We start from the raw sequence: 20,224 nt of genomic DNA, 5'->3' as shown, positions 1-20,224 counted from the left end.
CAAATGATGAAGACTCAAGATACAAAAAGCTGTCAAATTTACTGATTTTCACAGGCTTTTAGCGAGTTGTGTGGATTATGAGAAGGTAGAGCAAGGAGGTTTCGTTGATTTCATTTGTCAAACTAGAGTATATACTTACCGGACTAGTATCGATGAGGACTGAATATGATCCAAGAAATCATAGAAAAGAAACTGCATAGTGAGCTGCAACCTAATTATTTGAAAGTGATCAATGAGAGCTACATGCACAATGTTCCGCCAGGTTCTGAGAGTCACTTCAAAGTGATTGTTGTCAGTGATGCGTTCGCGGGTCAACGCCTTATTGGTCGACATCGTCAGGTGCACACCGTGCTTGCTGATGAACTCGATAATCACATCCATGCGTTGGCGATTCATACTTACACCAATGAAGAGTGGAAATTAGAGCAAGATGGCGCGCCAGATAGTCCTATGTGTATGGGTGGCGGTCGTTAAACCGGCTTTAACTCGCTGATTTGAAAAAGATGGTTTCGGCCATCTTTTTTTGTTTTACATCTTTTCGGGATTAAAATGTGGCACAAATGAAGGTTAAAAAATGTGTTAACAGTGTTTCAACAAATGAATGAAAATTAATGCATGTTTCAAAGCGTGAATGTTTTATTTCCATGACAGATGCAAGGGATTTGGCATTTGTGCGATGGGTCAAAGTTATGACTATTCTTTAACCTTTTACACTCGATTCTACCGAAATAAACCCACCTTTCCTAAGATTGGTCATGGCATCAAGTTCCCAAAAAATGCTAGACTACCGCACCTGATAAATCTCGCCTAATATTTGTGACGAGATAATTAATAGGATGTTGCGATTTTGATGTTTTAAACAGCATCGAAACCGGACACTGATGTCGTGTCTAAAAGTTACGCAATCAAAAGAATCTTTTTCCCGATAAAAGTAGTGCAAGTGCGTATGATTACAATAAAGAAGGGCTTGGATCTTCCTATCGCAGGAACTCCATCCCAGGTGATTAATGATGGTAAGACCATCAAAAAAGTCGCCTTGCTTGGCGAAGAGTACGTTGGCATGCGTCCTACCATGCATGTCCGCGTTGGTGATGAAGTGAAAAAAGCGCAAGTTCTTTTTGAAGACAAAAAGAACCCTGGCGTTAAGTTCACAGCTCCAGCAGCCGGTAAAGTGATCGAAGTTAACCGTGGCGCTAAGCGTGTTCTTCAATCTGTAGTGATTGAAGTGGCAGGCGAAGAGCAGGTGACATTTGATAAGTTCGAAGCAGCTCAACTAGCAGGTCTAGATCGCGAAGTGATCAAGACTCAATTGGTTGAATCTGGCCTTTGGACCGCTTTACGTACTCGTCCGTTCAGCAAGGTTCCAGCAATCGAATCAAATTCTAAGGCTATCTTTGTAACTGCGATGGATACTAATCCACTAGCAGCTCAGCCTGAGTTGATCATTAATGAACAACAAGAAGCATTCGTTGCCGGTCTAGACATTCTTTCAGCCCTGACAGAAGGCAAGGTTTACGTATGTAAGTCTGGCACTAGCTTGCCACGCTCTTCTCAGTCTAACGTAGAAGAACACGTCTTCGATGGCCCTCACCCAGCAGGTCTTGCTGGCACCCACATGCATTTCCTATACCCAGTAAATGCACAAAACGTGGCTTGGAGCATCAACTACCAAGACGTTATCGCGTTCGGTAAGTTATTCCTTACTGGTGAGCTATACACAGATCGTGTTGTATCTCTTGCTGGTCCTGTAGTGAATAACCCACGTCTTCTTCGTACTGTTGTAGGTGCTTCTCTTGAAGACCTAACTGACAGCGAATTGATGCCAGGTGAAGTTCGTGTGATTTCAGGCTCTGTACTTTCTGGTACTCAAGCGTCTGGTCCACATGCTTACCTTGGTCGTTACCATCAGCAGGTTTCTGTCCTGCGTGAAGGTCGTGAGAAAGAACTGTTTGGCTGGGCTGTTCCTGGCAAAAACAAGTTCTCAATCACTAAATCTTTCCTGAGTCACATCTTTAAAGGTCAGTTGTTCAACATGACAACGACAACTAACGGTAGTGATCGTGCAATGGTTCCAATTGGCAACTACGAGCGTGTAATGCCTCTTGATATGGAACCTACTTTGCTACTTCGTGATCTATGTGCAGGCGATACAGACAGTGCTCAAGCACTGGGTGCGCTTGAACTGGATGAAGAAGATCTAGCATTGTGCACCTTTGTATGTCCTGGTAAATACGAGTACGGTCTGCTACTTCGTGAATGCCTAGATACCATTGTGAAGGAAGGGTAATCCATGCTTAAGAAATTCATAGAGGATATCGAGCATCATTTTGAACCAGGCGGCAAACACGAAAAATGGTTTGCACTGTACGAAGCAGCGGCAACGCTTTTCTACACGCCAGGTCTAGTAACAAAACGTAGCTCGCACGTCCGTGATAGCGTTGACTTAAAACGTATCATGATCATGGTTTGGTTCGCGGTATTCCCAGCAATGTTCTGGGGTATGTACAACGCGGGTGGCCAAGCTATCGCAGCACTTAACCACATGTACGCTGGTGATCAACTAGCGACAGTTATCTCTGGTAACTGGCACTACTGGCTAACAGAAATGCTTGGCGGCACCATCGGTGCTGAAGCAGGTGTTGGCAGTAAAATGCTACTAGGTGCGACTTACTTCCTACCAATCTACGCAACAGTATTTATTGTTGGTGGTTTCTGGGAAGTGCTTTTCTGTATGGTGCGTAAGCACGAAGTTAACGAAGGTTTCTTTGTAACTTCTATTCTATTCGCACTTATCGTTCCACCAACGCTACCTCTATGGCAAGCGGCACTAGGTATCACATTTGGTGTTGTTGTTGCTAAAGAGATCTTCGGTGGTACAGGTCGTAACTTCCTGAACCCTGCACTTGCAGGTCGTGCTTTTCTATTCTTCGCTTACCCAGCTCAAATCTCGGGTGACGTAGTATGGACAGCAGCTGACGGCTTCTCTGGTGCAACTGCTCTTAGCCAATGGGCTCACGGCGGTAGCGGCGCGTTGATCAACAACATCACTGGCGCTCCTATCACTTGGATGGATGCTTTCATCGGTAACATCCCAGGTTCAATTGGTGAAGTATCGACTCTAGCTCTAATGATCGGTGCAGCGATGATCGTATACATGCGAATCGCTTCATGGCGTATCATTGCGGGTGTAATGATCGGTATGATTGCAGTGTCTACGTTGTTCAACGTGATTGGCTCTGACACTAACCCAATGTTCAACATGCCTTGGCACTGGCACCTAGTTCTAGGTGGTTTTGCATTCGGTATGTTCTTCATGGCAACGGACCCAGTATCAGCTTCATTTACCAACGGTGGTAAGTGGTGGTACGGCATCCTAATCGGTGCAATGTGTGTGATGATCCGTGTAGTTAACCCAGCTTACCCAGAAGGTATGATGCTGGCGATTCTATTCGCGAACCTATTCGCACCTCTGTTCGACCATGTAGTTATCGAGAAGAACATCAAGCGGAGACTAGCACGCTATGGCAAGTAATAACGACAGCATTAAAAAGACGCTGGGTGTTGTTATCGGGTTGAGCCTTGTTTGTTCAATCATCGTATCAACAGCGGCAGTAGGCCTGCGTGATAAGCAAAAAGCTAACGCTGTCCTAGATAAGCAATCAAAGATTGTAGAAGTTGCTGGCATTGAAGCTGACGGTAAAAAAGTACCTGAGCTATTTGCTGAGTACATTGAACCTCGTCTAGTTGACTTCAAAACAGGTGATTTTGTTGAGACTGCGGGTGACGGTTCTACAGCAGCTAACTACGACCAACGTAAAGCAGCGAAAGATCCAGCAGAGTCTATCAAGCTAACGGCTGAAGAAGACAAAGCTAAGATCCTACGTCGTGCTAACACAGGTATCGTTTACCTAGTGAAAAGCGGTGATGAAGTATCTAAAGTTATCATCCCTGTTCACGGTACTGGTCTTTGGTCAATGATGTACGCATTCGTTGCGGTTGAAACTGACGGTGACACTGTGTCTGGTATCACTTACTACGAGCAAGGTGAAACTCCTGGACTTGGTGGTGAAGTAGAGAACCCAGCATGGCGTGCTCAATTCGTTGGCAAGAAACTATTCGACGAGAACCACAAACCAGCAATCAAGATTGTTAAAGGTGGTGCTCCAGAAGGTTCTGAACACGGCGTTGACGGCCTATCTGGTGCGACACTAACTGGTAACGGTGTTCAAGGTACATTCGACTTCTGGTTAGGTGACATGGGCTTTGGTCCTTTCCTAGCAAAAGTTCGTGACGGAGGTCTGAACTAATGTCTAGCGCACAAAACATTAAAAAGAGCATTATGGCGCCGGTGTTGGATAACAACCCAATCGCGCTACAGGTTCTTGGTGTATGTTCTGCTCTTGCAGTAACAACTAAACTAGAAACAGCATTTGTAATGACACTAGCGGTAACATTCGTAACTGCACTGTCGAACTTCTCTGTTTCTCTAATCCGTAACCACATTCCTAACAGTGTGCGTATCATCGTTCAAATGGCGATCATCGCATCTCTAGTAATCGTGGTAGACCAAGTGCTTAAAGCATACCTATACGATATCTCTAAACAGCTATCGGTATTCGTAGGTCTGATCATTACGAACTGTATCGTAATGGGTCGTGCTGAAGCGTTCGCGATGAAATCTGCGCCAATCCCATCTCTAATCGATGGTATCGGTAACGGTCTTGGTTACGGTTTCGTTCTTATCACTGTTGGTTTCTTCCGCGAGCTATTTGGCTCAGGCAAACTATTTGGCCTAGAAGTACTACCTCTAGTGAGCAACGGTGGTTGGTACCAGCCAAACGGCCTGATGCTACTTGCACCATCAGCATTCTTCTTAATCGGTTTCATGATCTGGGCTATCCGCATTATCAGACCTGAACAAATCGAAGCGAAGGAGTAAGGACGTCATGGAACATTACATCAGTCTGCTAGTTAAATCGATTTTCATCGAAAACATGGCACTGTCTTTCTTCTTAGGTATGTGTACTTTCCTTGCCGTATCTAAGAAAGTTAAGACCTCTTTCGGTCTAGGTGTTGCAGTTGTGGTAGTACTAACTATCGCGGTTCCTGTGAACAACCTAGTTTACAACCTAGTTCTGAAAGAGAACGCGTTAGTTGAGGGCGTAGACCTTAGCTTCCTAAACTTCATCACCTTTATCGGTGTAATCGCAGCACTTGTACAGATTCTAGAGATGGTTCTTGACCGTTTCTTCCCACCTTTGTACAACGCGCTAGGCATCTTCCTACCGCTGATCACAGTAAACTGTGCGATCTTCGGTGGTGTATCTTTCATGGTACAACGTGACTACAACTTTGCTGAATCTGTTGTTTACGGCTTCGGTTCTGGTGTGGGCTGGATGCTAGCAATCGTTGCTCTTGCAGGTATCCGTGAGAAGATGAAGTATTCAGACGTACCTCCTGGTCTACGTGGTCTAGGCATCACGTTCATCACTGTAGGTCTAATGGCGTTAGGCTTCATGTCTTTCTCTGGTGTTCAACTGTAAGTCGGGTAAACCGCAACAATTAAGGAATAGTCAATGGACATTATTCTTGGTGTAGTGATGTTTACTCTGATCGTACTTGCGCTAGTACTAGTGATTCTTTTCGCTAAGTCTAAGCTTGTACCAACAGGTGACATTACAATTTCTGTGAACGATGACCCTTCACTGGCGATCGTTACACAACCAGGTGGTAAGCTACTATCTGCGTTAGCTGGTGCTGGCGTATTCGTATCTTCTGCTTGTGGTGGCGGTGGCTCTTGTGGTCAGTGTCGCGTAAAAGTTAAATCAGGTGGTGGTGACATCCTACCTACCGAGCTTGACCACATTACTAAAGGTGAAGCGCGTGAAGGTGAGCGTCTAGCATGTCAGGTTGCAATGAAAACTGACATGGACATCGAACTTCCTGAAGAAATCTTCGGCGTTAAGAAGTGGGAATGTACTGTTATCTCTAACGATAACAAAGCGACATTCATCAAAGAGCTTAAGCTACAAATCCCAGATGGCGAATCAGTACCTTTCCGTGCTGGTGGTTACATCCAGATTGAAGCGCCAGCTCACCACGTTAAATACGCTGATTTCGATGTACCTGAAGAATACCGCGAAGATTGGGACAAGTTTAACCTGTTCCGCTACGAGTCTAAGGTAAACGAAGAAACGATCCGCGCATACTCTATGGCTAACTACCCAGAAGAGCACGGTATCATCATGCTTAACGTGCGTATCGCTACGCCGCCGCCTAACAACCCAGACGTACCACCTGGCATCATGTCATCGTTCATCTGGTCTCTAAAAGAAGGCGACAAGTGTACGATTTCTGGTCCATTTGGTGAGTTCTTCGCGAAAGACACTGACGCTGAAATGGTATTCGTTGGTGGTGGTGCAGGTATGGCTCCAATGCGTTCTCATATCTTCGACCAGCTAAAACGTCTGCACTCTAAGCGTAAGATGTCATTCTGGTACGGTGCACGTTCTAAGCGTGAGATGTTCTACGTAGAAGACTTTGATGGCCTAGCGGCTGACAACGATAACTTCGTATGGCACTGTGCACTGTCTGACCCTATGCCAGAAGATAACTGGGATGGTTACACTGGCTTCATTCACAACGTTCTTTACGAGAACTACCTACGTGATCACGAAGCGCCAGAAGACTGTGAATACTACATGTGTGGTCCACCTATGATGAACGCTGCTGTAATCGGCATGCTAAAAGATCTAGGTGTAGAGGATGAAAACATCCTACTAGATGACTTCGGTGGTTAATCCCTCCAAGTGATTGAATCTATGGCTAGCTCTCTAAGAGCTAGCCATTATTTTTTGTAGAAAACACGACGATATTCAACAGTTGATATAGGAAATCGGTTTATCTCAAGAGAACCCATTTTCCATATCAATTTAACGACAATAGGAGTAAACAAGTGAAAAAGTGGCTTGTTGCATTCGCTTCTCTATTGGTTTTGGCTGGCTGTGAAAAGTCTGCGGATCAAATTCATCTAAGTGGCCCAACAATGGGCACAACTTACAACATCAAATACATTCAGCAAGACGGCCTACCATCGCCTGAAGCGCTTCAGACAGAAATCGATCGCCTACTTGAAGAAGTGAACGATCAAATGTCGACGTACCGTGAAGATTCAGAGCTTAGCCGTTTTAATCAACACACAACGAGTGAGCCATTCGAGGTATCACCACAAACCGCAACAGTAGTGAAAGAAGCGATTCGTCTAAACGGTCTTACTTTAGGTGCACTAGACGTCACTGTTGGTCCTTTGGTTAACCTTTGGGGCTTTGGACCTGAAGCGCGTCCAGATGTGGTTCCGACAGACGAAGAGCTAGCGGCTCGCAAAGCGAATACAGGTATCCATCATCTGTCTATTGAAGGCAATAAAATGTCTAAAGACATTCCAAACCTTTACGTTGATCTATCAACTATCGCAAAAGGTTGGGGTGTTGATGTGGTTGCGGATTACCTACAATCTGAAGGTATTCACAACTACATGGTTGAAGTTGGTGGTGAAATGCGTTTGAAAGGCATCAACCGTGAAGGTGTGCCGTGGCGTATTGCAATTGAAAAGCCAACCGTTGATGAGCGCTCAATTCAAGAAATCATCGAGCCGGGTGACATGGCAATTGCAACAAGCGGTGACTATCGTAATTACTTTGAGAGCAATGGTGTGCGATACTCTCACATCATTAACCCGCAAACAGGCAAACCAATCCATCATAAAGTGGTGTCTGTAACAGTACTGGATAAATCGTCGATGACGGCTGATGGTCTTGCAACTGGCCTAATGGTGCTAGGTGAAGACAAAGGCATGGAAATCGCGAACGAGAATAACATTCCTGTTTTCATGGTTGTGAAAACAGATGATGGTTTTAAAGAGCTGGCTTCGGAAGCATACAAGCCGTTCATGAAGAAATAACAACAGAAGTGAGCATGTCCTTATGAGTACATTTCTAATTACTTTTGCTGTCTTTGTTGCGGTGATTGCAGCGATGGCAGTAGGTTACATCTTCCAAAAGAAGGTTGTAAAAGGTAGCTGTGGTGGTCTTGGTGCAGTAGGTATCGAGAAAGTATGTAACTGCCCAGAACCATGTGATGCACGTAAAAAACGTGAAGCCCGTGAAGCTGCGCGTGCTGAGAAGCTCGCAGCATGGGAAAAAGATCGCATTGCTTAATCGGCGATAACCAAAATAGAAAACCCAGCCTTGTCGCTGGGTTTTGTTTTTTTGTAATCGAGAAACAGGGCGCTATTGATAGACAGTCTGGTTTCGATCACTTTCTTTCGCTTGATATAAACGGTCATCGGCCACTTTTATCTGTTGGTCTAGATTACCCTCTATATTTGACACGCCAACACTGATGGTCACTTGAATGTCTTCTTCCTGATACGGAATAGGGGTTTTCTCTACCCTTTGGCGCATTTGCTCTAAACGAGTGACGAAATCATCATAGCTTCCGCAAGCTTGAATACAGAATTCTTCCCCACCAAAGCGAGCGATGACGTCTTCAGGGAAGTAAATCTTTAGGATATTCGCTACCATCACCAGTGCAGCATCACCGCCATCATGCCCGTAGTTATCGTTGACCTTCTTGAAAAAGTCGATGTCCAACATCGCGATATTACGCTTCTCACAGCCACCACAAGCTTGTCCAAACAAAAAGCGGCGGTTCCATAAACCAGTTAGAGCATCTTGGTTTGCCATTCTAAATAGCTCAGTGGTTGCTTCTTTCATGTCTAAGATTTGATGAACGCGGCAAAAGAATTCTTCTTGATTGAAAGGCTTATATAGAAAGTCATTCGCACCCGCCTTAAGAAAACGTGCGGTCATGGTGTGATCGTCGCTTCCAGAGATGCCCAGTATGGCAAGTTGGTTCTTATCCAATTTCTGACGTAACTCGCGGATCATGGTAATACCATCTTTTACTGGCATATCGTGGTCAGTCAGCACTAGGGTGATATCTGGGTTTTGCTCGATCAACTCGATGGCTTGTTGGCCATTTTCAGCTTGCAACGTTTGGATGTACTGGTGCTCTAACAATTGAACAACGTGGCGACGAACCGTCATTGAATCGTCAACGACTAAACACTTGTGTCGCTGATTATTGGTCAATCGTTTGATCAGTGGAAGGAGGTAAGAGACGGAAGCCATACTGTCTTTCAGAATGTAGTCCAACACACCTTTCGCCAGCATTTTTTCACGAACATCATCTTGAAACATTGCCGTAAGCACGATGACTTTTTGTTGATGAGCTAAAGAGAGATCGATGATTTCGCCTTCTTGGGCGTCAGGCAAGCAGTAATCTAATACCGCACACAACAGCTCTGGTTTAGCCGCTAAAATGGATTGAGCGTCCGCATAGCTCTTTGCAGCAAGTACCTCATAACCTGCCTGAGTTAAGATCTGTACGAGATAGTTTCTAAAGGCGCGACTGTCTTCGACGACCAGTATTTTATTACTCAAAGAAGTGTCCTTACTTTTTTAGTGTTATTTGAATCAATAATAACGAAATATGAATACATCGCTATTAAAAACTCCGACAAAAATTTCCAATATTGACTCCAGATAACAGTATTTCCAATACGTATATTTGCAGCTATACTGTGTTTTTGAACAGTGTGTTTGTGTGTAGAGCGTGATTGAGCGAGTAAGAAAAATTATTCACGTGGATATGGATTGTTTCTAAACTTGAGGGTATTAATTTAAGATAAAATTTGTATGTATTCTTGTTGCCTACTATCCTTTACTCAATGGTGGTGATGCAATGGGAAAAATGTATGCAAAGGATAAATGATATAACTTACAACAAGCACTGGATTTATCTTGATGATGACGATGTGCCACTTCTGTTGCCTTGCCTTTATAATCGTTATACCACCTTGAATGGGCTTTCTGTTTTCCATGAGAAAGTAAAGAACCCTGAGACCGAACAATATGAGTTCCAATTCAAGGAGGATGAAATTGGCGAAGATGCTCAATATGTCAGGGGGGAGAAATTGGGCGTCTTCCTCGAGTGGTTAGAAGATTACGCCAAAGGATCAGCTCACCCCCTACTTACACTCGATAACCATACTGCTCTTCCTGCTGAATATATGAATACCTTCATTAACGACCATCTAATTCAGACGATGGAAGCGAGTGAAGTTGTCGTTAATCGAGCGGTGGTGTCACTAAGTAGTTATTACAACTGGCTCTCTTACTTTTTTGATACACCATATAAGAAAATCTTTATTTATTCAGAAAATAGAGAAATTGTTCGTTCAAATAACAAGTCGAAACTCATTATAAAATACCTCCTTCCAGCAACAAGAGAGTTGCTTTATAGAAATTGCAGCACCTTATTAAATGAAATCATACTCCGAAATGGTGGGGAACTTGGCTGTCGAACTCGTGAAAACCAAGGATTTTACTTGGAGGACTTTAAAGCTGATGGCTCTACTCAAAAAGGCTTATTGACCCTTTTTAAAGATATGGTGGATAACCCTGATAAAGAAGAATTCGAATATCATCTAGCTTCTTTTCATGCAAAACTTGGTTCAAAGAGAAAGCTTTATATTACGCGCAATCACCTTGTATTGATGAAGCGATATTATGATTTGGAGCGAACAAAAACGGAGTGCAATCAGTTACTGGTATCAAATTCAGCTAATACTAGTCGAGGCAAAGTTGTATCTAAGCGATTTGGAAGTGATGTTTTTGCCGATGTACTAAAGAAAGTGCGCAAGTTAATGCAAGAGAATCCAGAAGCTTACGCAGGATATCAAGAGTTGGATGAAGCGCTGAGCTACCACCACTTAAGACACTCATTTGGCACTGATGTTTTTCATGAAGGTTGCCAAAAGGCAAAGAAATCGTACGAATCGATTACCACGGAATCTGCGGTGTACATTGAAACCGCAAGGCGCTTAGGACACAAAGTAGATAGCAAGTATTCAAACCAAACCACCAAAGTGTACATTCATGCTTGTGGTCAGAGAGAGCAGTTACTAAAGGAGGTGGTTCATGGGTAATTTCGAGGAATTTTCTAGCGCTGAGATAGAAAAGGCGCTATCCAGTGAATTTATGAAAGAGCAACCTATTACATTGCTAGCGCTGCCTTTTTCGGCTCGGTCTATTTCCATCCCTAAATCAGGTATTGGTAATGCTGCTTATACCCTATCCATGACAGACACAGAAGACTCCGATAAAGCGATTATCTACAAGGCAATGATTGCGGCTTATAACTACGCCTTTTTTGATAAAAGCGTTGCGGTTACTTCAAAAGGATTATTTTCGAAAGTAGCCAAACCATTCATTGCATGGCTTAATGCCCATAAAATTGAAAACCGCTACGAAATACTAAAACTTTACGAAACCGACCGTATGGATGAGTTAGAGAGTCATGGTGGTTCTAGTCCATTACCTAATTTAAAGACTGTATTGGGTTACGGCATTGAGTCTGACTCATTAAGAGAAGAGTTAAGTAGTGATGAGTATGCGTATATTATTGAGCTTCGCAAGACGAAACACACTCCTAACCTGAATAAATCCCCAAAATCCATAGCCAGTTATTTCGGTGCGTTAGATTGGTTAAGAAGAGGCGATATTGGTATTGGAAGTGAGCTTTATTCTGCTCTTGCGTCCCCAAAGCTGGCGGTGAATTCATTAAGCCTAACCGCAGCTACTGTCATTTTTGAACTGAAGACCTATAAAGATGAACTGCGAGCTCTACTTACGAGTATAAAATCTCTGTTAAGTCCTTGGTTAGCTATTGAGTCAAAGGATAGTTATTCTGATAGGCGTAAAGCAGTTGGTAATATCATTTATTTGATGCTGTCTGCTTACCACAAGCAAGATAATCCATCGAATGCACTTAAAGCAGCACTAGGGACTGTCATTCTTTCTAATTCAAGTAGTTTAGATGCCTACAGCACGATTTCTTCTGCATTAAAGAGTCAGGATGAGTGTGATAGACTTTTTTTGAATAAAGAGCGTGACAAAGCGAAAGTTAATGTGAAGTTCACAGAACTTAATTTTACTATATCACTAGATGGCGATCTTTTCTCTATTGAGTGGATTAAGGATGTGTTAAAGGGTGATTCATCAAAAACACTGACTTCTATGAGGGACTAATGTTTGCTTGGTTAATGGCAAGCTTAACAGTGCAACCGACTGATATACCTAAGCTGACACACTCTGACTTTAGATTGATGAAAGTTGGCGGGAGAGTCACCAATATTGAATGTGAGTATTTTAAAGGTCGGGCTAAAGTGTTTCATACAACCCGTTCTTTGTCCGTTCGAACACCAGAAGGTAAAGCGCTTTTAAAGTTGCTTGAACAGCAAGGTGAAGGCTTGCCATTCTTTACTATGCAAGTCTTGGTGATTAGTTACAAAATCAATTCACTTTTAGGTGATTTTAATGCGCTACTTCAAATAAGCGATTTGTCTGAAAAGCTTGAAGTTGCGCACGAAAAACAGCAACTACCCAATCTAATGCCTCAAGCAATTTGCGCCCTGATTTCACACGGTATTCATCCTGGAAATGTTATTGATAACCCTAAAAAAATAATGCCAGATGAGAGGCGTAAATTAGTTGCTCAATCGCAATCGCCTTGTCAGAAAGCCATTTTTGGTCTCCAAGCTATTAAAAATAGTGCGGTTCATGCATTTAGTGACCCATACACCTTGAATTACCTAATTAATCGCAATTCCCACTCAAACCAAACCGAGAAAGTAAGCTACTTAACCGAAGAGAATGAAGAATGGATGAATAGCTCTGGTCGAATTACTCGTGAGGTGATGCTGGATTTAATTCAGAATGTTTTTAACTTAAATTTTGAACCTGAGAATGAAAAACAAGTCACAGCATTTAATAGTGAGTTCATGGCAGTCACAGATTTGATTGCATACAAACATGAAGAAATGAATGCGAGGCTTAGAGTTGTCACAGAGCAAGAGAATGGGCGTGTTAATGAGGTGGGCGTGATGGCGTTGAGTGACCAAAAAGGAAACGAAGCGTTATCGCCAATCTATGTTTCAGATAGCCCTATCACGGTTTTAAAAATGCACAATTACCTCCATGAATTCAAAAAGAATTATAAGAAGCTCCTTTCTCATAACCCTGAACACTTGTTTAAAACCGTGATACCGACTGTGGAATGGCTAGAAGACACCCTACCTAAGATGAGCAAAGCGTCACAGCGTGAAGGTCGGGAGTTGTTTTACTTAATGATAAAAAATGGCGTGGTAATGAGCGTCTTTCATTCAATGTAAGGGGGAGCGATGGCGCTAAGCGTGTTAAAAGATCCAATTGATAGTTTTTGGTATGATCAGAATTTAAAGTTGATCGCCAGCGCATATTTCATGAGTGAGCATGGTGATTTATATTCTGATATTTGGCACATTAAATCTACAAAGAATGACAGCGCCACAACGTTAGATTTTTCATGGTTTGATTTGCCTGCTTTTAACCATGAATCCATAGCAACTTATTTAAAGGATGGGTATGACTACCCTTTGAATGCGAAGGAATATGCAAAGTTAGTTTGCTTTAGTGTTATCACTCCTACGAGTACTGATAGAGTTCTTTCTGCTTATAAAATGATGTTGCACATTTTCGCCTTCTTTAAAGAGAATAGCGCCACAAGCCTTACTGTGTCGTTACTAGAATCCTTTTGGACGTCGTTTATGGGGAGAGCCGTCAACCAGTATGGGTTTGTTAGTCGCATATCTACGCCTTCTTATCGAGGGGCAATTAAAAAAGTTCCATTCCATACAATAAGAAACAACCTCAAAGCGCTTGGTGTGGTTGGCGTTATTGATTCCTCTCTAACACGAAAGAAAATTGAAATGAGCTTAGATGAAGTTTGTCAAGCACAATACAGCACCACGCTCGCTGAGTTTAAAAAAGGTGGTAGCTTTAACTTTCTAGGGCTTGAGTTGGGGCAGTACTACGTTGACCATCTTAATCAGGTTTATCAAAGCGACTTTCTGTATGCTTCCGTATGTAGGTTGGTATTTGAGAGTATCGGCACTAAATATGGGATGAAGAGTGTAGATAATGGTTCATCTAATACACTTCGTGAAGTCATGCTTGCAGCGATACTAAGAGATGTGGAGTACAAGCCTACTGCCCACAGGGTAGGGATTAATTTTAATGCTCTTGCAGTGGACGTGAGAGATGCGCTTTTTGAGGAGTACTCGAAGCGATTTGAGTTGGTAACCTCTTTAAAAGACCAATCTATTGAAGCATTAGTTATTGAGTTAGGCTTATCCTCTCGAAGTGATGCAGTGGAATTAATCCGAGTATTAATACTGCAAAAGTACTTAGGTTTGGAGGGGAATAAGACAACCCATGAGGTATGGCAAGGCTACTTACTTTCCCTAGGTAAAACCTTTTTAGAGGCTGAATCGTTAAGCCAATTATCCGTAGATGATGTGTACGAAAAAATGCTAGCCATTGTCTCTAAACAAAGACTGGGGAGAGAGCCGTTTCTTGCTGATATTGGCACTTGGGCAAATAAACAATTGTCTTATTCAGAGTCCAAAACGTATAAAAGCTTTAAAGCAGTTATAGATATTCCATTGCATGCGATGACTAACCTTGTTGTGGCGTGGACAGGCTACCGACAATCTGAATTCGGTTTTCCATTGAGTGCGATACACTCTGAACCGAATTTGGATATTCTCGACAATGCGCATGTGCCATTTCGCTTCAAGCTTAAGTGGTATGTCCCTAAAACGGGAGCTTCGACCAAAATTAATCGAGAAATTACCTCTCAATGTTATCAAGTTGCTGCACAATTAAATGAGGTGTTTGGGCGTGAAGGTGTTGAGCCGTGCCTGTATTCATACACAGCAAATGCTAAAAGAGAAAACATTAATCAGTCTGAGACATATATTGAGAATAGAGTGAAAGCCAACTGGGAAGGCTTTGTCAGAGCTTACCAACCTTTTAATGATGTGATTAAGCTTGATACTCTAAGTGAAAAGCACATTACTCAGTTGACGATTGATGAACAAACAGAATTAGAATTACTGTCAGACAAATACAGTATTGGCAGTGCTCGTTATAAGAACTTGCTTTCTTGTGCGCAAGAAGTGAAAAAAGATTGGTTGAGACTGTCCTGTACAGGTTTTGACTCCGTTACAGCTCACACAAAACTGAAAGCCGCTATTATTTTATTCTCTAAAGGTGAGCCTCTTGAAAATACAAAGCATCAGGAAATTTTCGAAACTTATCTTTCCGATGAAACGAAAGCACTGCTAACTAGTGGCTCAGTAGATTTGAGTGATATGAAAACAATGAAAGATATTGTCTCTGAGTTATTAGAAGGTGTGCGTTATCCGTCTCCTCACGCTTTTCGACATATATGGGCAGAGTCAGTTCTCACGCGCTATCAGGGGGATGTGGGGGCGGTCATTCGCCATCAGTTTGCCCACCTAAATAATTCGTTCTTTATGGCGTATCTAAGAGATAAAGATGCTAGAGGGCTAATGCAATCAGCGAAGCAGCGTTACCTAAACTCATTGGTCGAGTTGCTGATTATAGAGTCAGAGCAAGTTGGTGAAAAATACGTAGGCGGCCTGGCGCAGTTCGTGAAAAAAGCGACATCATTAACGCAAGTGAAAGATAATAACGGGATGCTTGCTCTAAGAGAGACGGTAAGTGGTCGTATCATTGATGTTCAGGTGAATTCTTTCGCTACTTGCATTCCTCGTGATGGTACGAACTCTAGAGCAAAATGTTCGAAAATGGGGTCGTTAAACCCACAAGATGCCAAGCCTGAGTTTTGTCTGAATTGTACCAATGCACTCATCACCGAGGGCAACATCAAAGGGATATGGCGAGTGATTCAACCAATGGTGAAAGAGGCGTTCCAGGAGCACGCTTTTGGTTTCTTGTTAGAGGCGCACCTACCAACACTCAAATCAAGCTGGAAGCGCATTAAAGAGCTTAGAAACGAAAAGAATGCTGACAGTGTTGATAAAATTTTAGCTGCAATTACTAAAGCAATGAATGCGATAGAAAGTAAGGTTAAGGAAGAGGTAGAACTCTATGCATAGTGATGTTGATTTAGATGCACTTATGTCGGATGAGTTTATGGACTCGTTAGATGATGCCTCTACCGAACCTGCTCAGAATGAACAACCAGCATGGGTTATTGATGATCCAGAGCATACAACCCATAAAGCGTACCATGCCATTCTTGATTTGAAGAAGGAAGCCGAAGAAGCGATTTCAAGCTTTGGTGAGGTAGCAACAAAAAAGACTAAGAAGTTCTACCAAATTAAAAAGTCTAACGTAGCCAAAGTTGTGGGGCGGTCAGCACAAAGTATTTTTAATGCGTCCTCATTCAGTAAAGACATTGAAGCCTTCTTTGATGATGTTAATCAAGAACTTTTAGAGATGCATGAGCTTGAACAAAATAAGCAGTTAAACAGAAAAAAAACGGGCATCAGAGTTAAGAAAAAAGAAGTCATTGTTCAAAGTCACCAATCTTTAGAAAAGAAGTACAATGAACTCAAAAGTCGCAGCACGAAAGAAATATTGGATTTAGCCGCAGCTGGCCTACCTATCGACTTAAAGAGAAAGTTAGGGCTTCTATGAAGCGTCCAAAAAGCTATACCTTGTTAGAACTGGAATGTTACCTAACATTAACGATGTCGCTACTAAAACCTGCATCTTCAATTTGAACGGGCATATCATTTTATTCAGACTATAATTTTTTAAGGGTAACGTTATGGAATGTTTAACGGTAGAGGTTTATGGGTTGTCAAAATGTGATAGGTGAGTATAAAGGTGTATCTGACTCAATCGTATTAACGAATGAGGATATCAGACTAACCTTTGGTGGTAATGGAAATCGTTTTATTGTAGACCTTATGGAAGGTGAACATCAGTTTGTAGTTCGGTACCATGACGCCTCCATACTGTTGACTTCAGCGTACTTGATGGAAAGTGACTTTGAAGTTGAAGTTGAAACTGGTGTTATTGAGTGGTTAGAGGCAAACAAGTTTATCTATGAAAAAAGGGTTTGCTCAGACAGCAAAGAACAAACAGGAAGACTACCACTAGACTTTCTAATTACGGTGAACATGGCAGAGACTATAAAGAGTCTGATTAACTAAAGTTTGGGTGGGGATAAAAGGGTAGTTCTTGTAGCAGTGCAAGTCATTTGTGTGATTCATAGCGGTGGCTAATTGTCACGTTTTTGGGTCAATGTACTGCTAGTAAACGGTCATTATTTTTCTGCGTAGCAGGCCCCAAAGATGCAAGCGCCTATTGCGGTCATCGGCTCCTAAGCCTGTACCGCAACAAAAACATAGTCGGTGTTTTAGATATTAAATACCTGCCGAGGTGAATGGGCGGGAGGTCAAGAGGAACGGTGAGCGTCCTAAACAAAAAACTCAGTTTATAGAAACTCGGTGAGATTGACTCATCAATCCTCTCTAAAGACGGTTTCAATTTCATCCCAGTCGGGCAAGGTGTGAATTTTTGGGGTTACTGAAAACTGTAAATCTAGTGAATCGAGTAATCGTTCAAAAATATCGAAAGAGCCGGTAAATCTACCGTTCTCAATTTCCGAAATCGTCGTTTTGTTAATGCGAGTCATTTTTTCAAGTTGTACTTGAGTCAATCGTTTTGCTTTTCTTCTCTGCTTTATCTGTTTTCCGATGTCGTAACGTGTAGTCATAAATTCTCAAAGTTAGCTATATGGCTATGTTTTTGCCATTCAAAATAAATGTTAGCTATATGGCTAACATTATTGAACCCACGTACAGTTTCTTTTTGCTAAGGCAAGTGTCCCAAAAACTCCCTAGCTTCGGGCTACACTTGTCTTTGTTTTTTTACATTAGATAATAGCTCAATACCTGTTTTGGGATCTAATCCGAGAGCATCACAGTACTGTACGAACTCAAAAACGTTCAATTTCCTCTGGCAGAGTTCAATTTTATTCACAAATTGATGCGATTCATCAATTTTCACGCCTAATTCACGTACAGACAAGCCCTGCTCAAGGCGAGCAGTTTTAAGCCAAGCTATCAACGCTTCATATTTTGGATGATTTACATACTTAATCATCTGGACATTATCTGGCTTTATACTGTTTGTCCCCAAATTGGGGACGATGTATCATTTGCTTGTCCCTATTTTGGGGACTAGACATAATATACAGTTAATAATTATTGTCAATTTAGTGGTTTTCCTAAAATCTAGCCACATTCTAATTAATTGAAAAAGGAGGAAAAGTGCCTGATATTGTGAATGAAAGTGAAGAATTCGAACAATCAAACAATCATATTATGCTGTCTCGTATTGGTGCTATATGGATGTATATGAATGCCGAGAATGGCTACGAGTTTGATGATGGAGCCCTCAAAGAAATGGAGAGTTTCAACATGAGTGAATGCGCGGGTCGATACAACGCTCAATTGTACTTTGACTATTGTAGTTTGATGTACTGTTCTGATGGCTTGAAAGGACTTACGGAGATCATTAACGGCAACGTCCCCCTAATCATCGAAGGTTAGCAGCATGAGAGAGTTTGCGAGCACAAGTAGTATTTGGACAACACAAACTCTCCTCTATAAACTTCTAATCGAGATGGTTGCGAAAGCTTTGGTCTTACATCGTACAACCCTTAGCTGAAACGCTACCAGTTACCCTCTGCAATAATATTCTTTCCATTGGCATTGAACTCAATCACCTCAGATAAGTACATGTGGGTCTCGTTAGGAGGCTCACCCACCCAGCAAAGTGTGTTGTTCCACTACGAGCCCTCTCGTAGTGGCGATGTCCCCGTGGATTTACTTGAAGGCTTCGAAGGCTACCTGCAAACCGATGGTTATGCGGGGTACTATGCTGCCTGTAAGAAATATGGCTTAACGCATGTAGGCTGTATGGATCATGCTCGCCGCATGTTCGTGGATGCGCAGAAAGCACAACCGAAAGGTAAAAACGTTAAAGTAAGTAAAGCGGATATCGCGCTTAACACCATCAACAAGCTCTACCGTGTTGAACGGCAGTTGGCTGACCTAAGGGAAAAGCAGCCAAAGATAACAGCTGAAGATATCTTGGCCTACCGCCAAGAACACAGTGTTCCACTCTTAGATGAGTTGAAAGCGTTCTTGGAGAAGAGCCTCAGCAAGTGCCCAAAAGATGGCTTAACCTACAAGCCAGTCAACTATACGCTCAACCAATGGTCGAAACTGGTAGTTTACGCAGGTCACCACGAGCTGCGTATCAGTAACATCATGGCTGAAAATGCGATCCGTCCGTTCGTGGTAGGCCGTAAGGCATGGCTGTTCGCCGATACCGAACAAGGTGCCAAAGCGAGTGCAGTCTGCTATAGCTTGGCTGAAACCGCCAAGTTGAATGGGCTGGAACCCTATAGCTACCTACATACCCTTCTTACTCAACTACCATACGCAGAAACCCTTGAGCAAATAGAAGCGCTACTACCTTGGAACTTGGCTAAAGACTAAATCGTTGTGGTTGGACGATTAGTTATGCTGAGTAATGAGCGCTTACGTTATAAGTTGTTTTTACCAATTGAATACCAAGTGGTAGTAATTGCTAAGTCGCTGAATCGATTGCGGTCTAACTCGCTTGCCTTGTTGTATTGCTTCCAGTTGGTTGTTTTGTAACGAAGTTTGGGCATGAGGGTGTGACGATTAGTAAGTGCAGCCGTAGAGGCTTTTTTAGTGAAAGACTCCTCCCTCTAGTATCGTTAGTATTGTTGTGCCAAATTTTCATTTCCCCGTAGAGAAGTAATAGCTTCAAAATACACTTATGATTATAAGTATATGATAAAATTATCAAAAAAACATTCGCTTAGAGTGTTGCAAATTTGTAGTATTTTGTTCTTATTTTATTTCGAGATGTTGTTTGTACGTTTCACCTCTGTTACCTTAATTTGCGCCAAGTAGGCTGTTAACCATTAATTAAGGAAAATAAAATGAATCTGAATAGCAAAAAAATTAGTACAAAAATTGAGAAAGTTGAATTTGACGAAAATAAAAATTCAGAACTTACAATTGAGGAAATGAAAACAGTATCAGGAGCTGGTGCGTTTTCATTTGACGATGACTTAGCTCAATTTAGTACAATGAAAATTGCCGCTCTGTGTACATCAATGTCACAGTCTTATCAATAAAGCTAAATGTATTGGTGTCACAATGTGACACCAATTTATGATA

General features: G+C 42.3%; 22 protein-coding genes. 18 read left to right on the top strand and 4 right to left on the bottom strand.

Annotated elements, in window-relative coordinates; all coding sequences use genetic code 11:
- Positions 1-165 precede the first annotated feature (165 nt).
- The 9 genes from bolA (at position 166) to nqrM (ending at position 8,216) form a co-directional block, all read left to right on the top strand.
- A complete protein-coding gene (gene bolA / locus ATB78_RS13220; RefSeq protein WP_005436644.1) occupies positions 166-474 on the top strand; it encodes a transcriptional regulator BolA in 309 nt (102 codons plus the stop codon).
- Between the two features lie 472 nt (positions 475-946).
- Positions 947-2,287: a Na(+)-translocating NADH-quinone reductase subunit A gene (locus ATB78_RS29445; protein ID WP_032803016.1), complete on the top strand. Its 1,341-nt coding sequence runs from the start codon at positions 947-949 to the stop codon at positions 2,285-2,287.
- A gap of 3 nt (positions 2,288-2,290) precedes the next feature.
- Positions 2,291-3,532, top strand: coding sequence for an NADH:ubiquinone reductase (Na(+)-transporting) subunit B (locus tag ATB78_RS29440; protein ID WP_005436648.1), 1,242 nt, complete (start codon positions 2,291-2,293; stop codon positions 3,530-3,532).
- Entirely contained in the window at positions 3,522-4,307 is a 786-nt protein-coding gene (locus ATB78_RS13205) for a Na(+)-translocating NADH-quinone reductase subunit C (RefSeq protein WP_005436650.1), read from the top strand. The genes ATB78_RS29440 and ATB78_RS13205 overlap by 11 nt, the downstream gene beginning before the upstream one ends.
- Positions 4,307-4,939 (top strand): NADH:ubiquinone reductase (Na(+)-transporting) subunit D, encoded by a 633-nt coding sequence (locus tag ATB78_RS13200; RefSeq protein WP_005436651.1) that lies wholly within the window; start codon positions 4,307-4,309, stop codon positions 4,937-4,939. The genes ATB78_RS13205 and ATB78_RS13200 overlap by 1 nt, the downstream gene beginning before the upstream one ends.
- 7 nt (positions 4,940-4,946) lie before the next feature.
- On the top strand, positions 4,947-5,543 hold the full coding sequence (gene nqrE / locus ATB78_RS13195) for an NADH:ubiquinone reductase (Na(+)-transporting) subunit E (RefSeq protein ID WP_005436652.1): 597 nt from the start codon (positions 4,947-4,949) through the stop codon (positions 5,541-5,543).
- Positions 5,544-5,576: 33 nt separating this feature from the next.
- Positions 5,577-6,800, top strand: a complete 1,224-nt coding sequence (gene nqrF, locus ATB78_RS13190; RefSeq protein ID WP_005436653.1) for an NADH:ubiquinone reductase (Na(+)-transporting) subunit F — start codon at positions 5,577-5,579, stop codon at positions 6,798-6,800.
- A gap of 155 nt (positions 6,801-6,955) precedes the next feature.
- Complete coding sequence (locus ATB78_RS13185; protein ID WP_005436654.1) at positions 6,956-7,960, top strand: FAD:protein FMN transferase; 1,005 nt, start codon at positions 6,956-6,958, stop codon at positions 7,958-7,960.
- Between the two features lie 22 nt (positions 7,961-7,982).
- A complete protein-coding gene (gene nqrM, locus ATB78_RS13180) occupies positions 7,983-8,216 on the top strand; it encodes a (Na+)-NQR maturation NqrM (protein ID WP_005436655.1) in 234 nt (77 codons plus the stop codon).
- Between the two features lie 72 nt (positions 8,217-8,288).
- Here nqrM and ATB78_RS13175 read toward each other — a convergent pair whose 3' ends face one another.
- Complete coding sequence (locus tag ATB78_RS13175; protein ID WP_061008878.1) at positions 8,289-9,503, bottom strand: diguanylate cyclase; 1,215 nt, start codon at positions 9,501-9,503, stop codon at positions 8,289-8,291.
- 314 nt (positions 9,504-9,817) lie between these two features.
- Between ATB78_RS13175 and ATB78_RS13170 the strand changes: the two genes are divergently transcribed.
- The 6 genes from ATB78_RS13170 (at position 9,818) to ATB78_RS13150 (ending at position 17,152) form a co-directional block, all read left to right on the top strand.
- The gene (locus tag ATB78_RS13170) at positions 9,818-11,050 is read left to right on the top strand and encodes a site-specific integrase (RefSeq protein ID WP_061008877.1); all 1,233 of its coding nucleotides are present in this window, start codon (positions 9,818-9,820) and stop codon (positions 11,048-11,050) included.
- A complete protein-coding gene (locus ATB78_RS30115) occupies positions 11,043-12,152 on the top strand; it encodes a hypothetical protein (RefSeq protein WP_240537399.1) in 1,110 nt (369 codons plus the stop codon). Before ATB78_RS13170 ends, ATB78_RS30115 begins: the two co-directional genes overlap by 8 nt.
- Positions 12,152-13,294, top strand: a complete 1,143-nt coding sequence (locus ATB78_RS30110) for a hypothetical protein (RefSeq protein WP_240537398.1) — start codon at positions 12,152-12,154, stop codon at positions 13,292-13,294. Before ATB78_RS30115 ends, ATB78_RS30110 begins: the two co-directional genes overlap by 1 nt.
- A gap of 9 nt (positions 13,295-13,303) precedes the next feature.
- Complete coding sequence (locus tag ATB78_RS13160) at positions 13,304-16,087, top strand: hypothetical protein (protein ID WP_061008876.1); 2,784 nt, start codon at positions 13,304-13,306, stop codon at positions 16,085-16,087.
- Positions 16,080-16,631 (top strand): hypothetical protein, encoded by a 552-nt coding sequence (locus tag ATB78_RS13155; protein WP_061008875.1) that lies wholly within the window; start codon positions 16,080-16,082, stop codon positions 16,629-16,631. The genes ATB78_RS13160 and ATB78_RS13155 overlap by 8 nt, the downstream gene beginning before the upstream one ends.
- A gap of 158 nt (positions 16,632-16,789) precedes the next feature.
- A complete protein-coding gene (locus ATB78_RS13150) occupies positions 16,790-17,152 on the top strand; it encodes a hypothetical protein (RefSeq protein WP_061008874.1) in 363 nt (120 codons plus the stop codon).
- A 311-nt stretch (positions 17,153-17,463) separates the two neighbouring features.
- On the opposite strand, the gene ATB78_RS13145 is transcribed toward ATB78_RS13150, so the two are convergent.
- Together ATB78_RS13145 and ATB78_RS13140 are read right to left on the bottom strand one after the other, a co-directional pair.
- Entirely contained in the window at positions 17,464-17,718 is a 255-nt protein-coding gene (locus ATB78_RS13145; protein ID WP_061008873.1) for a helix-turn-helix transcriptional regulator, read from the bottom strand.
- A gap of 134 nt (positions 17,719-17,852) precedes the next feature.
- Entirely contained in the window at positions 17,853-18,107 is a 255-nt protein-coding gene (locus ATB78_RS13140) for a helix-turn-helix transcriptional regulator (protein ID WP_061008957.1), read from the bottom strand.
- A gap of 167 nt (positions 18,108-18,274) precedes the next feature.
- Between ATB78_RS13140 and ATB78_RS13135 the strand changes: the two genes are divergently transcribed.
- Both ATB78_RS13135 and ATB78_RS13130 read left to right on the top strand, forming a co-directional pair.
- Positions 18,275-18,556, top strand: coding sequence for a hypothetical protein (locus ATB78_RS13135; RefSeq protein WP_061008872.1), 282 nt, complete (start codon positions 18,275-18,277; stop codon positions 18,554-18,556).
- Between the two features lie 156 nt (positions 18,557-18,712).
- The gene (locus ATB78_RS13130) at positions 18,713-19,510 is read left to right on the top strand and encodes an IS66 family transposase (protein WP_346393699.1); all 798 of its coding nucleotides are present in this window, start codon (positions 18,713-18,715) and stop codon (positions 19,508-19,510) included.
- Positions 19,511-19,557: 47 nt separating this feature from the next.
- On the opposite strand, the gene ATB78_RS30270 is transcribed toward ATB78_RS13130, so the two are convergent.
- Complete coding sequence (locus ATB78_RS30270) at positions 19,558-19,686, bottom strand: hypothetical protein (RefSeq protein WP_276278861.1); 129 nt, start codon at positions 19,684-19,686, stop codon at positions 19,558-19,560.
- A 297-nt stretch (positions 19,687-19,983) separates the two neighbouring features.
- Between ATB78_RS30270 and ATB78_RS13125 the strand changes: the two genes are divergently transcribed.
- Positions 19,984-20,181 (top strand): hypothetical protein, encoded by a 198-nt coding sequence (locus tag ATB78_RS13125; protein ID WP_029848218.1) that lies wholly within the window; start codon positions 19,984-19,986, stop codon positions 20,179-20,181.
- Positions 20,182-20,224 lie beyond the last annotated feature (43 nt).

Origin of the sequence: Vibrio sp. CUB2, assembly GCF_001557945.1 — a bacterium.
Classification (GTDB): Bacteria; Pseudomonadota; Gammaproteobacteria; order Enterobacterales; family Vibrionaceae; genus Vibrio; species Vibrio owensii.
The sequence above is the reverse complement of the archived record's forward strand: the minus strand, read 5'-3'. Positions and strand labels throughout refer to the sequence as shown.